Below are 12,983 nucleotides of genomic sequence, written 5' to 3' on the forward strand. Positions count from 1 at the left end.
GCCTCCCCGGCGCGCTCCCCCCGCGCGTTGCTCGAAATCGAGCAGCACTTCAGCGCGGCTGCTTCCTCAGCAACACCCGGACCGTGTTGTCGCGCACGGATCCGGGCGCGGGGCTGCTGCCGAGGCAGCAGCCCCGCGGCGCGCGCCTGGCAGGTGGGGGTCAGGTCCGCCGAATCGACGGCGAAGCGCCCCGCCGCCGGACATGCCAGGCCGCGAACAGCACAAGGATCGCGCCGGGGCTGGCGGAGATGGCGGCCCACGTCGCCAGCTGCTTGGCGAGCGACCTCTCCGACTCCAGCGCTTCTGCCTCGCGCGTCTGGACGATAACCACCATACCGGTGTTCCCCACCGGCGCGAAGCCCGCCAGCCATCGGCCGTCGTAGCGGGAGTACGGATCCGCGACCGGATCGCGGTAGTCGTCGCTCGACGTCACGAGGCTGGGCGGGGGCAGCCCCAGCGGTCGCTCGATGCGCTGGGCGCCCCGGCTGGCTTCGTCCAGCCGCCGGACCTGCTCGTTTTCGAGCGGCATAGCCTCTCCGTAGGCGTAGTCCGGGTGAAGGAGGATCACGTGCGAGGACGGCGGCTCGGGCGCGTCGCGGTCGCGGTCCCGGGGCGCGGCGAGCACGGTGATGCTCTGGGTGTCGCGCACGACCAGCGATCCCAGGTTCGGCGCCGCCGCGACACCAGCGACGAGGATGCCGATCGGCGTCCCGTCGCTCCCATAGACGGGTGCGGAGATGGTGAACTTATGAAAGCCATCGTTCTCCGACTTGATGACGCGCGACACGTAGGTCGAGCGCAGCCTCTTCTCGGCCAGCGCCCACGCTCCTTTGTAGTAATCGCGCCACGCATACTCGAATGGGCTCGAGGGTCGCCTGTAAAACTCCACGGGCGGCTTCGCGTATTGGCCCTTGAGCACTCCGTGCTTATCCAGGATGAACCACATGTCAAACGGTGAATTCTCGTTGAGCTTCACGCCGTAAGACGGATCTTCGTATCGCTGGTAGGTCGATTTACAAAGGGCCTCCATCGCGGGGACGTCGCCGTCCTGAATGGCTCGGGCGAGCGCCGGCTCGGCCGCGGCGCGCTCCACGGCGTCGCTGAGCGCCCTGAGCTGCGAGAGCACCGTCCCGGCGACCATGGCGGCGCTGTTCATGTTGACCTGCTGGATCTGCGCCCGCTTCGCTGACGCTCGTTCGCTCGCGATCGTCACGGCGCTCGGCATCATGATGAGGGCGAACGTCACCACCGCGGCGATGAGCCCGGCCGTCATCGCGTGCCGCAGGTACCACCGCCATGCGCGCTCGATCCGGGTCGCCCACTCCTGCGGCTCGCGGTTCAGGTATCGGCGGAGCGCCAGCGCCAGCGCGTCGGCCGACCCGTAACGGAGCTCGGGATCCTTCTCGAGGCACCGGAGGCAGATGCGCGCGAGATCCCGATCGAGGCGCGGCGAGATCGCCCGCGGATCCTCCGGCGGGACATGCTTGATCTTCGCCACGATCTCCGCCCGGGTCTCGCCCATGAAGGGCAATCGTCCGGTGATGAGCTCATACAGGATCACCCCCAGGCTGTAGACGTCGCAGTGGGCCGTGGTGTGGCCGTCCGTCTGCTCCGGGGCCATGTAGAGCACCGTGCCCACGACCGCGCCCGTGAGCCATGCGCTCTCGTCAAGGTGCTTGGCCACCCCGAAATCGGCGACATGCGGCTCCCCCGCCTCGTCGAGGAGGATATTCGCTGACTTGAGGTCGCGGTGCAGAATGCCGCGCTGGTGAAGGTGGTGCACGGCGCGCGCGACCTTCTCCATCAGCGCGGCGGCGTCCTTGGGATCGAGCGCACCCTCGCGCTCGAGCTCGCCGGCGAGGCTGCCGCCTCTCATCAACTTCATCGTGAAGTAGAGGCGTCCCTTGTGCTCGCCGGCCTCGTAGATCGGCACGATGTTGGGGTGATCGAGCTTCGCGGAAGCCTTGACCTCGCCCTGGAACCGGCGCACCGCGACCCTGCTCGGCCGCTCTCCGCCGAGGAACATCTTGAGGGCGACGTCGCGGCCCATCCGCAGGTCGCGCGCCTCGAAGACGTCTCCCTGCCCGCCGCCGTCGATCCGATGGACGAGCCGATGGCCTCCGATGAGGCGATCGCCGCTCTCTGCCGCTGGCTCTGGCGGCCGCTCTCCCGACGGGGGCGCCGTGTCTGCCAGCTCGTCGTCCAGCGGATCGAGCGGACCCGCGCTCAGGCGGTGACGCACCAGCAGGCCTACCCCGAAGAGGCACGAGGGGCAGAGGTCCAGCGGCGCGTCCGCCGGGATCGCCTCGCGGCAGTGAGGGCAGCGCTCTCCGCTGGCCCTCGGCTGGTCTACCGCTTTCGGCCCCCGATGATCACGGCGCGTGGTCTTCTCGATATCCATCCGATCCTCGCTTCTGCCGCACAGGTGGATCAACGCCGTCGGAGGACGTCACGGAGGAAGCACAGCTCCTCCTCGATATCGTCGCCGGTGCCCAGGGTCTGAGCGACCTCCTCCTCGAGCAGCGCGCCATAGCGGTGCTTGCAGCGGAATACATGCTGCCGGAAGCTCGCTTCCTCCATCCCGAGCTCCGCCGCGATGTCTCGATATCCACCGTCATTGTCGCCGCTCAAGCAGCGCTTCAACTTGTCGAACAGCGCGCTCTGCCCGCGCTTCTGGTAATCGTCGCGCAGCCTGTGGAGCGTGCGACCGAGGAGGGCGAGCGCCCAACCTCGCTCGTAGCTGTCCTCGGGCGTGATGTCGTCGCGCGGCTCCAGGCGGTAGCCCTCCTCGGCGCTTTGGGCGTCGATGGACAGGTGCGCGATCCCGCCGCCCCGCTTCCTGGCCCGCGCCCGATCGTCATCGTTGGAGCGGTAGTTGCGCGCCGCCGCGAGCAGCCAGTTGCGGAACCGGCCGCGCGTCGGGTCGGCCGCGGCGACGCCGCCGGTCTCGAGGAGCCGGGCGAAGAACCCCTGGGTGAGATCGAGCGCCTCCTCGGCGCTGCGCGTTCGTCGAAAGAAGGTGTAGATAGGGTGCCAATAGATCGTGCAGAGCGTCGTGAGCGCCTCGCGCGACCCGCCGCCAGCGTCGAGGATCACCTTCCAGTGGGTCGTCTCGAACTTGCGCGGGCCACGGGGGCCGAGGCTCGTCCGGTTGTTCATGCGACGCGCTCCCTCTGGACCGGCTCTACAGGAACGGTGGCCCCGATGTTACAGCGCCCGGTCTACTTTCAGATCGTATCCAGAAAGCAACCGAGTGGTCGCCTCATTCTTCCAACAAGGGTGAAGTATTCGAGAAGCTCATCGCAACATCGCAACCTCGCAACATCGCAACCGAGCCCAAGTTGGCGAACGGTCCCCGCGAGGCGAGCTCTCCGGCTCCGGAGCGAGGGCTTCCTTGACGCTTGCCCCGCTTTCCTCCAATCTCGCGGCGGATGTCCCGCGTCCGGCGACCCCACCGTCCACGTTGCGCGATCCTTCGCTGGATCTGCGCCGTGCTCCCGGTGCTCCTCGTCGTCGGTCTCGTCGCACAGGGCCACACCCTCCAGGCGCTCGGCGTCGCGATCGCCTGCGAGCACCCGATGCTCGCGTCGTCGTCCTCGGACTCCGCGGAGGAGAGCCATGACGAGGCGCCGGACCGCCCCCACGGCGACTGTCCGCCGAGCTGCCACGACTGCGCCTGCGGCCGCATCCCCATGACGCTGCCCCTGGACGAGGTGCTGCCCTACATCCTCCTCGAGGCGTACGAGATCGTCGCATCGACGCCGCCGGAGATGCCAGGGCGATCCCTCACCCACCGCCTCGAACGGCCACCCCGACGCCCGCGCGCTTGAGGCGCCCGCGTCAGGTTCGCACCCACGAGCACGTCCGCATCGCAGAAGCGCGTGAGCGCCTCTGCGCCGCGCGGGCGTGGCTTGGCCCTCTCGCGCGACCCTGACCGGGCAGAATCGCGGTTCTTCGCGCGAGCGCTCGACGCGCTCGAGGGCTGCCGTCCATGTTCCGTGCGCAATTACGTCGTCTGCTCGTCATTTCCTCGACCGCTCTCCACCTCGTGATGCCGAAGGCGGCGGGCGCCGCCGAGGCCCCGCTCACGCGCGCTCGGATCGCCGAGCTCGTACGCGCTGCGCCGGCCGCGCGGGTCGCCGCTTCCGAGGCTGCCGTCGCCGGCGCCGCCGTGACCGCCGCCGGGGTCATTTCGCGCGAAAATCCGGTCCTGTCAGGGATGGGAGGGATCCGATTCAACCCCGATGGGGGCAAGCCGGTCGCCGCCGTGGCCTCGCTGTCGTGGCCGCTGGAGCTGGGCGGCCAGCGAAGCACGCGCGTCGAGGCCGCGAAGGCGGAGCAGCGCGCCGCGCTCGTCACCGCCGAGGAGACGCAGCGGCGCCTCCTGCTGGCCGCGCTCCTTCAGCACGCGCTCGTGCTGCGCGACGAGGCGCAGGTCGCCCTCGCGGCCGAGCGCCGCGCGCTTGCCCAGCGGCTCGTCGCCGCGTCGGAGAAGCGCAAGAAGGCGGGGGAGGTGCCGGAGGTCGACGTGGCGCTCGCGCGCCTCCAGGAGGGGCGTGACGCCGCCGCCGAGGCGACCGCCCTGGGAGCGCGCGAGGCCGACTTGCTGGGGCTCCGGTCGATGCTGGGCCAGGCGTCGAAGGACGGCGCGGTCACGGGCGCGCTGGTGCCTCAGGAGGCCCCACCGCCGCTCGCGACGCTGCTCCGCGAGGCCGATCAGCGGGCCGATGTGCGCGCTGCCATGGCGACGCTGGAGGCGGCCAGGGCCCGATCGGGCCGTGAGCAGGCCGGACGATGGCCGACCGTCAGCGTGCTCGCCCAGTACGAGCGGGACGACAAGGCGAACATCGGGATGATCGGCCTCGCCTTGCCGGTGCCGATCCTGAACGCGAACCGGGCAGGGGTCGCGACGGCCGCGGCCGAAATCGACGCCGCCACCGCCCGCCTCGCAGCGAGCCGGGCGAGCGCGTCGGGTGAGATCCAGGGGCTCTACGCGCGCTACGAGGCGACGAGGAACGCGCTCGCCCATCTCGCGCCGGCCGCGGGTCTCTCGACGCAGGCCGTGGCGCTGTCGACGAGGGGATACGAGCTCGGGGAGAACGACCTCGCCAGCGTCCTGCTCGCGCGCCGCGAGGCGCTCGACGCCCAGGCGGCGCTCCTCGACGCCGAACACGCCCATGCGAACGCCAAGATCGAGCTCCTCGTGGCGGCGGGGAGGTTCCCGCAATGAGCTCCGCGAAGGTGAAGATCGAGCTCACGCGCGCGAAGATCGCGGCGCTGGCAGGAGGCCTCGTGTTACTCCTCGCCGCAGCGGTGACGGGGACCCTGCTCGTGGACCACTCGGTTCACGACCACCACGACGACGAGCACGAAGGACACGACCACGGCGAGCCGAAAAAAGCGGCCCATGACCATGGCGAACACGGCCATGACGAACACGGCCACGGAGAGCACGAAGAGGGTGAGCACGAGGAGGGCAAGATCAAGCTGTCGTCCGAGGCGCTCAACAACGCGCGGCTCGAGATCCTGGCGGCCGGCCCGGGCAAGGTCGCGGACACCGTGTCGCTGCCGGGAGAAGTGGCGCTCAACGCCGAAGCGCTCGCCCACGTCACGCCTCGGGTCTCCGGCACGGCGCGCGAGGTGAGGAGGCAGCTCGGCGACGTCGTGAAAAAGGGCGACGTGCTCGCGATCCTCGATAGCCGTGAGTTCGCGGAGCTCCAGCGGGAGCTCTTGACCGCGAAGGAGCGGCTCGAGCTCGCGGAAGGGAACTTCAACCGCGAAGAGGCGCTCTGGAAGGAGAAGATCGCCGCGGAGAAGGAGTACCTCGCCGCGAAGCAGGCGCTCGCCGAGGCGAAGATCGAGCATCGCAGCGCCGCCCAGAAGCTCCAGGCGTCGTCCGGCGCGGGCTCCGGGGCGAAGGGAGGCGCATACGCGCTCATCGCGCCGATCGACGGCACGATCATCGAGAAGCACATCAACGTCGGCGAGGTGCTCAAGGACGACACGCAGGCGTTCGTCGTCGCCGATCTCTCGACGATCTGGGTCAACGTCACGGTGTACGCGAAGGACCTCGCCCGCGTCCGCGCCGGCCAGACCGCTCGCGTGCGGGCGGAGGGCATCGAGGAGCCCGCGGACGGCGAGATCACCTACGTCGGCCCGGTCGTCGGCGAGCAGACGCGCTCGGCGACAGCGCGCGTCGTGCTGAAGAACCCCGGCGCCGCATGGCGGCCCGGCTTGTTCGTGACGGCCGACGTGGCCGTCGATCAGGTCGACGCGACGGTCGTCGTCTCGTACGAGGGGGTGCAAAGGGTCGAGGGGAAGGACGTCGTGTTCGTCCAGGAGGGCGACGCCTTCGAGGCCCGCGCCATCAAGCCCGGCCGCCAGGGCAAGGCTCCAGGCGAGCAAGGCGCCGAGCTCGTGGAGGTGCTGGACGGCATCGCCGCGGGGGAGCGCTACGTCGGCAAGAACAGCTTCATCCTCAAGGCCGAGCTCGGGAAATCCGAGGCAGGCCACGACCACGCGCACTGAGGAGGAACCGATGCTCACCCTCCTCGCGAAGATCCTTGCGTTCTCCGTCCGCAATCGCTGGCTCGTCGTGGTCCTCACGCTCGCGGTCGGAGCGCTCGGCGTCTACAACTTCAACCGTCTGCCGATCGACGCGGTGCCCGACATCACCAACGTCCAGGTGCAGATCAACACCTCGGTCAAGGCGCTGTCGCCCGTCGAGGTCGAGCGGCGCGTCACGTTCCCCATCGAGTGGGCGATGGGCGGTATCCCGAGCGTCGAACAGGTCCGGTCTCTCTCGCGTTACGGCCTGTCCCAGGTGACCGTCATCTTCAAGGACGGCACCGACATCTTCTGGGCGCGCCAGCTCGTGAGCGAGCGCCTCGCGGCGGCCAAGGAGAGCCTGCCGCCAGGCCTCGGCGAGCCGCAGATGGGCCCGATCGCGACCGGGCTCGGCGAGATCTACATGTGGACGCTCGAGGCCTCGCCCGACGCCCGGCGGCCGGACGGCAAACCTTACGAGCTCACCGATCTACGCACCATCCAGGACTGGATCGTGCGCCCGCAGCTCCGCACGGTGCCGGGCGTCACGGAGATCAACTCGATCGGCGGTTACGAGCAGCTCTATCAGGTGTCGCCAGATCCGGCGAAGCTCGTCGGCTATGGCCTGTCGTTCCGCAGCGTGCTGGAGGCCGTCGCGAGCAACAACGCCAACGCGGGCGGCGGGTACATCGAGCACAAGGGCGAGCAGTACCTGATCCGCGCGACCGGGCTCGTTCAAGGCGAAGACGACATCCGTCGCATCCTCGTCGGCCATCACGACGGGGTCCCGATCCGAGTCGGGGACGTCGCCGAGGTGGGCATAGGCCGTGAGCTCCGCACCGGCGCCGCGACCGAGGACGGGCGCGAGGTCGTCATCGGCACCGCCATCATGCTTGTCGGCGAGAACAGCCGGTCCGTCTCGCAGCGCGTGAGCGAGCGGATGGAGTCTGTCAACAAGTCGCTCCCGGAGGGGGTCACGGCCAAGACCGTCTACGACCGCACCTACCTCGTCGAGGCGACCTTGAGCACCGTGCAGAGGAGCCTGCTCGAGGGCGCGGCGCTCGTCGTCGTCGTCCTGTTCCTCCTGCTCGGCAACGTCCGCGCCGCGCTCATCGCCGCCCTCGCCATCCCCTTCTCGATGCTCATCGCCATCACCGGGATGGTCGAGGGCAAGATCAGCGGCAACCTGATGAGCCTCGGGGCGATCGACTTCGGCCTCATCGTCGACGGCTCGGTGATCATCGTCGAGAACTGCGTCCGGCGCTTCGCCGAGGAGCAGCACCGGCTCGGGCGGGTGCTCACCCGGGAGGAGCGGATCGAGCTGGCGTACGAGGCGTCGCAGGAGGTCCGGAAGGCGACGATCTTCGGCGAGATCATCATCGCTATCGTCTACCTGCCGATCCTGACGCTCACGGGCATCGAGGGGAAGATGTTCCGGCCGATGGCGGAGACGGTCGTCCTCGCGCTCGCCGGCGCCACGATCCTGTCGATGACGTTCATCCCCGCGCTCGTGGCGCTCCTCCTGACAGGCAAGGTGTCCGAGAAGGAGAACTTCCTCTTTCGGCACGCGAAGCGCGGCTACGAGCGGATCATCGGCTGGGCGCTCGCCCACCGCGCCGCGGTGGTGATTGGCGCGGTCGCCCTGCTCGCGGTCTCGGGGCTCGTCGCGACGCGGCTCGGGAGCGAGTTCGCGCCCAAGCTGAGCGAGGGCGCCCTCGCGCTCCAGCCGGCGAGGATCCCGTCCATCGGGATCACCACGAGCGTCGAGATGCAGATGCAGCTCGAGCGCGTGCTCAAGGAGCGGTTCCCCGACGAGATCGAGCACATCTTCGCCCGGACCGGGACGGCCGAGGTCGCGACAGATCCGATGGGCCCGAACGTCTCCGACACCTACCTGATGCTGAAGCCGCGGAGCGAGTGGAAGAAAGCGAAGACGCAGGAGGAGCTCGCGGAGGCGATCGAGGAGGTGATCAAGGACCTGCCCGGGCAGAACTACGAGTTCAGTCAGCCCATCGAGCTCCGGTTCAACGAGCTCATCTCGGGCGTGCGGAGCGACGTCGCGGTCAAGGTCTTCGGCGATGACCTCGACGTCATGCTCAAGCAGGCGCAGAAGATCGGCGGCATCCTCGGAAAGACGCCGGGCGCCGCCGACGTCAAGGTCGAGCAGGTCACCGGGCTGCCGGTGCTCACCATCGACGTCGACCGGGACGCCGCCGCCCGCTACGGGCTCAACATCGCCGACGTGCAGGCGGTGGTCGAGGCGGCGGTCGGGGGCATCAGCGCAGGCGAGGTGTTCGAGGGAGACAAGCGCTTCGAGCTCGTCATCCGCCTCCCCGACGCGATCCGCGGTGACATCCGCGCGCTTCAGAACCTGCCCGTCCCGCTCCCGAAAGCGGACCGCCCGGAGGCCGCCACGCGAACCGTGTCCGCGACCGACCGGCCGGAGCGGCACGCGGCGTTCGTTCCGCTCGGCTCGGTGGCGAAGATCGCCGTCGAGGAGGGGCCCAACCAGGTGAGCCGGGAGAACGGCAAGCGGCGGGTCGTGGTGCAGGCGAACGTGCGCGGGCGGGATCTCGGGAGCTTCGTGGCCGAGGCGCAGCAGCGGCTCGACGCGGAGGTGAAGCTCCCGGCCGGCTACTGGACCGCGTGGGGCGGGCAGTTCGAGAACCTCATCGCCGCACGCCAGCGGCTCGCCCTGGTCGTGCCAGTCGCGCTCGGGCTCATCTTCGGGCTGCTCTTCCTGTCCTTCGGGACGCTGAAGAACGCCTTGTTGATCTTCACCGGTGTCCCGCTCGCGCTGACCGGAGGCATCTTCGCGCTCTGGATCCGCGGGCTGCCCGTCTCGATCTCCGCGGCGATCGGGTTCATCGCCCTCTCGGGCGTCGCCGTGCTCAACGGCCTGGTGATGGTGACCTTCATCGAGAACATGCGCCAGCAGGGCGAGTCGCTCGACGATGCCGTCTTCCACGGCTCGATCGCGCGGCTCCGCCCCGTGCTCATGACGGCGCTCGTCGCGGCCCTCGGCTTCGTCCCGATGGCGCTCGCGACCGGCACCGGCTCCGAGGTGCAGCGGCCTCTCGCGACGGTCGTGATCGGTGGCATCATCTCGTCGACGGCCCTCACGCTCCTGATCCTGCCGACCCTCTACCGCTTGTTCCATGCAACAGAGGCGCGCGCCGCTGCAGGGCCTCCGGTACCCGAACGCATCATCGAGAAAGGAGATCTCCATGCTTGAGCGACATCGTTATCCCCTCGTCCTGGCAGCCATCCTCGCCATGGCGGCCGCCGCCAGCGCCGCCGGCTGCGGCGACGAGAACTGCCATGAGGGCCATGAGTGCGAGGAGGGCGAGGGAAGCGGGCAGGAGGGCGCCGGCGGGGCCGGCGGTGGCAGCGAGACGGGGATGGCCAGCCCCTCACGCTAGTCAGGACAGGGCTTCGAGCACGAGACGCGCCGGCGGACGGACCAGCCCACGACCACGCCGTGACGCTGGAAGTGTGTGCCGACAGCCGATCTCTGGCGTGCGCCCGAACGGCCACGCGTCCGGCGCTCAGGACCGCGCGGTGGCGGGCGCGCCGTGAGGCACGCGCGGGGCGCCGCGCTCGGTGTCCTGCGGGCCGGGCGCGGGCCTCGCGACCCTTCGCGACGCGCGCCCCGGCCGCGCGGTGGCCGCGCTCGCGCCGGCCGGGAGCGTCGGCTCGTAACCGATGAGGCGCGCCGAGTTGAACACGACGAGGAGCGTGCTCAGGTTGTGGAGCACCGCCGCGATGAACGGGTTGAGCGCGCCCATCGCCCCGACCACCAGGCCCCCTGCGTTGACGCCCAGCGCGATGCCGTAGTTCTGCCGGATGACGTTGAGCGCCTGGCGGCTGAGGCGAAGCGTCGTGACGACGCCGGCGATGTTGTCGGACGCCAGCGCGATGTCCGCCGCCTCGATGGCGACATCGGAGCCGGCCGTGCCCATGGCGATCCCGACGTCGGCCAGCGCGAGCGCCGGCGCGTCATTGATGCCGTCACCCACCATCGCGACACGGAACCCCGCCGCCTTCAGGTTGCGGATCCACTCGTACTTCTGCTCGGGCAGCAGCTGGGCACGCCACTCCGTGAGCCCGATCGCGCCGGCGACCGCACGTGCGGACTCCTCGATGTCCCCGGTCAGCATCGCGATCCGCTGCACGCCCTCCCGGCGGAGCTGCTCCAGCGAAGACGCCACGTCCGGACGGATCTTGTCGCGCACGCCGATCAGCCCGATGAGGCGACCCTGGTGGGCGATGTACATCTCGGTCTCGCCCTCGGCCGCGTGCTCCGCGTAAAGGGCCTCGGCCTCGGCAGACACCGAGATGTCGAACTGCTGCATGAGCCGGCGATTGCCCACCAGCACGACGTTGTTCTGCCAGTCCGCGCGCATGCCCCGCCCGACCAGGATCTCACAGACGTCGTGGGGCTGGACCGTGATCTCACGCTCCGCCGCGTGGCCCACCACCGCCAGCGCCAGCGGGTGCTGGGAATGCAGCTCGCCGGTCGCCGCGAGCGAGAGGACCTGCTCGGCGGTGTAATCGTCCACGAGCGAGATCACCCGCTGCACGGAGGGGATTCCCTGCGTCAGTGTGCCCGTCTTGTCGAAGACGATCACATCCAGCTTTGCCGCGGCCTCGAGGTGGGTGCCGCCCTTGATGAGCACACCGCGACGTGCTCCGTTCCCGATCGCCGCGCTCACCGCGGTGGGCGTGGCGAGGCCCGCCGCGCACGGGCATGCGATCAGCAACATGGTCAGCGCCCTGGTCGCGTCGCCCGTCAAGGCGAGGACCGCGAACGACAAGGCGAACGAGGCAGGAACGAACCGTCTGGAGAACCGCTCCCCCACGGTGTGGATAGGGGCTTGCAGCTCGCGCGCCTGTTCCACGCGCTGGATGAGGCGCCCGACGGCCGTATCGCTGCCGACCCGTTCCACACGAGTCCTCAGGCCGCCGGACAGGAGCACGGTCCCGGCGTAGACGGTATCTCCGCTCACCTTCATCACGGGGACGCTCTCGCCGGTGATGGGAGCCTCGTTGATCGTGCCCTGGCCCTCCACGATGACGCCGTCGATCGGGATGCGCTTGCCCGCGTAGACCGCGATCAGGTCTCCTGGCTGGAGCTCCGCCACGGGGCGGCGCACCTCCTGCTCACCGAGGACTTGCCAGATCTCCTCGTCCGGCATCTCGAGAAGATCGCGGATCGCGCGCTCCGTGCGCCTCAATGTCAGCGCCTGCAAGTACTCGCCCAGGTTGAGGAGCCAGAGCACGGTCAGCGCGGTGACGTTCTCGCGCAACAGGAGGCTGGCGATCGTCGCCGACCCGACGAGCGTATCCGTGTTCATCCCCGTCTGGCCGGAGATCGAGCGCCACCACCCCTTCAGGAAGGAGTACCCCGAGATCAGCGTGGCGGCGATGTTGATGCCGCCGATGATCGGATTCGACGCCAGCGCGCCGGCGCCGAACGCGATCCTCTTCACGCCGAGGCCCAGGAGGACCGTGCCGCCGAGGACGAGGTTGCGCACCTGCACGTCGGGTTCGCCGTGATCGTGGTCCTCGTGCCCGTGATGCTCGCCTTCGTGCCGCTCCTCGCGCGCGACCGCCTGCTGCTCCCGCCACTGTTGATACGCCTGCTGATCCAGCGGGGGAGACGAGACGGCAGCGCGGAGCTTCGCGTGGACAGCGGTCGGGGTGAGCCCCGGATCACAGCGCAGGAGCAGGCGCCCCGTCACGGGGTTGGCCTGAACCTCCTCAATGCCCGCTTCTCTCTGAAGCGCGGACTCGACGGCGGCGGCATAGCGGGGATTGTTCTTCAGGCCCCGCGCCTCCCACCGCATCCGCCCCCCGACCACGGAGCGCAGGCGCAAGCGAGCGTCCCGCTTCGTGTTGGGAGCGTCTGGGCTCGCCCCAGCAGGGCTCACGCGCCTGCCCGCGGGTGTGCGTGGGCATGGTCGTGATCGTGCCCGTTGCCGCCCGAGACCGGCTCGGAACCATCGCCGAGCTCAGCCTTTGCTTCGGCGACGATGTCCTGCAGCTCCTCGCGGATCCCCTCCACGATGCCCACGAGCTCCCGTTGCGCGACGATGCCGCCCTTGACGACGAGGAGCGCCAGGGGACGCACGGCGCGCCCCATGAGAGGGGCGAAGAGCGCGCCGGCGGCGAGGCCCGAGAGAGCGACGACCAGCTTCGATTGAGCCAATTGCAGCGACATCAGGGGTGCCTTTCGCTCGGCGGGTAGCCGTTCACCAGAACACCGCCGTTCGGCTTGAGCTGAGGAATAGCCGTCGCCGCTCGCTCTGCAAGCCGTTCACCGAAGATATATTCCCCATCGTCGTCGTCCTTGAGACCATCCCGATTGGGCCGCGTTTCCAGCGCTTCAACGCGTCGATGGAAGGAGACCGACGCGGCCGCGGCATCCACGCATG

At 69.5% G+C, this 12,983-nt stretch carries 10 protein-coding genes; 5 read left to right on the forward strand and 5 right to left on the reverse strand.

Translation table 11 applies throughout. The features are described from left to right. Window positions 1-160 precede the first annotated feature (160 nt). Both WME90_RS17530 and WME90_RS17535 read right to left on the reverse strand, forming a co-directional pair. Window positions 161-2,401, reverse strand: coding sequence for a protein kinase domain-containing protein (locus tag WME90_RS17530; protein WP_437282288.1), 2,241 nt, complete (start codon window positions 2,399-2,401; stop codon window positions 161-163). 29 nt (window positions 2,402-2,430) lie between these two features. Next, a complete protein-coding gene (locus WME90_RS17535; protein ID WP_437282289.1) occupies window positions 2,431-3,159 on the reverse strand; it encodes an RNA polymerase sigma factor in 729 nt (242 codons plus the stop codon). A gap of 332 nt (window positions 3,160-3,491) precedes the next feature. On the opposite strand from WME90_RS17535, the gene WME90_RS17540 reads away from it, so the two are divergent. From WME90_RS17540 to WME90_RS17560, 5 genes are all read left to right on the forward strand, one after another. Further along, complete coding sequence (locus tag WME90_RS17540) at window positions 3,492-3,830, forward strand: hypothetical protein (RefSeq protein WP_437282290.1); 339 nt, start codon at window positions 3,492-3,494, stop codon at window positions 3,828-3,830. Between the two features lie 161 nt (window positions 3,831-3,991). Continuing rightward, on the forward strand, window positions 3,992-5,230 hold the full coding sequence (locus WME90_RS17545) for a TolC family protein (RefSeq protein WP_437282291.1): 1,239 nt from the start codon (window positions 3,992-3,994) through the stop codon (window positions 5,228-5,230). After that, complete coding sequence (locus tag WME90_RS17550) at window positions 5,227-6,528, forward strand: efflux RND transporter periplasmic adaptor subunit (RefSeq protein WP_437282292.1); 1,302 nt, start codon at window positions 5,227-5,229, stop codon at window positions 6,526-6,528. The genes WME90_RS17545 and WME90_RS17550 overlap by 4 nt, the downstream gene beginning before the upstream one ends. A 10-nt stretch (window positions 6,529-6,538) precedes the next feature. Further along, entirely contained in the window at window positions 6,539-9,781 is a 3,243-nt protein-coding gene (locus tag WME90_RS17555) for an efflux RND transporter permease subunit (RefSeq protein ID WP_437282293.1), read from the forward strand. Then, a complete protein-coding gene (locus WME90_RS17560) occupies window positions 9,774-9,968 on the forward strand; it encodes a hypothetical protein (protein ID WP_437282294.1) in 195 nt (64 codons plus the stop codon). Before WME90_RS17555 ends, WME90_RS17560 begins: the two co-directional genes overlap by 8 nt. A gap of 126 nt (window positions 9,969-10,094) precedes the next feature. On the opposite strand, the gene WME90_RS17565 is transcribed toward WME90_RS17560, so the two are convergent. Genes WME90_RS17565 through WME90_RS17575 form a run of 3 tightly spaced genes read right to left on the reverse strand, consistent with a single transcriptional unit; the run spans window position 10,095 to window position 12,978 of the window. Next, window positions 10,095-12,425 carry a heavy metal translocating P-type ATPase gene (locus WME90_RS17565; protein ID WP_437282295.1) on the reverse strand — a complete coding sequence of 777 codons (2,331 nt, stop codon included), beginning with the start codon at window positions 12,423-12,425 and terminating at the stop codon, window positions 10,095-10,097. A 50-nt stretch (window positions 12,426-12,475) separates the two neighbouring features. Next, window positions 12,476-12,769 carry a DUF5132 domain-containing protein gene (locus tag WME90_RS17570; protein WP_437282296.1) on the reverse strand — a complete coding sequence of 98 codons (294 nt, stop codon included), beginning with the start codon at window positions 12,767-12,769 and terminating at the stop codon, window positions 12,476-12,478. Further along, window positions 12,769-12,978 carry a hypothetical protein gene (locus WME90_RS17575; protein WP_437282297.1) on the reverse strand — a complete coding sequence of 70 codons (210 nt, stop codon included), beginning with the start codon at window positions 12,976-12,978 and terminating at the stop codon, window positions 12,769-12,771. The genes WME90_RS17570 and WME90_RS17575 overlap by 1 nt, the downstream gene beginning before the upstream one ends. Window positions 12,979-12,983: the final 5 nt, after the last annotated feature.

Origin of the sequence: Sorangium sp. So ce375 (assembly GCF_051473855.1) — a bacterium.
In the GTDB taxonomy this organism is placed as follows: domain Bacteria; phylum Myxococcota_A; class Polyangia; order Polyangiales; family Polyangiaceae; genus Sorangium.

Bases quoted from the DNA above. Each gene is read 5' to 3' on its own strand.
- WME90_RS17535 (WP_437282289.1), bottom strand. From the start codon at position 3,159: ATGAACAACCGGACGAGCCTCGGCCCCCGTGGCCCGCGCAAGTTCGAG.
- WME90_RS17530 (WP_437282288.1), bottom strand. From the start codon at position 2,401: ATGGATATCGAGAAGACCACGCGCCGTGATCATCGGGGGCCGAAAGCG.
- WME90_RS17550 (WP_437282292.1), top strand. From the start codon at position 5,227: ATGAGCTCCGCGAAGGTGAAGATCGAGCTCACGCGCGCGAAGATCGCG.
- WME90_RS17545 (WP_437282291.1), top strand. From the start codon at position 3,992: ATGTTCCGTGCGCAATTACGTCGTCTGCTCGTCATTTCCTCGACCGCT.
- WME90_RS17555 (WP_437282293.1), top strand. From the start codon at position 6,539: ATGCTCACCCTCCTCGCGAAGATCCTTGCGTTCTCCGTCCGCAATCGC.
- WME90_RS17560 (WP_437282294.1), top strand. From the start codon at position 9,774: ATGCTTGAGCGACATCGTTATCCCCTCGTCCTGGCAGCCATCCTCGCC.
- WME90_RS17570 (WP_437282296.1), bottom strand. From the start codon at position 12,769: ATGTCGCTGCAATTGGCTCAATCGAAGCTGGTCGTCGCTCTCTCGGGC.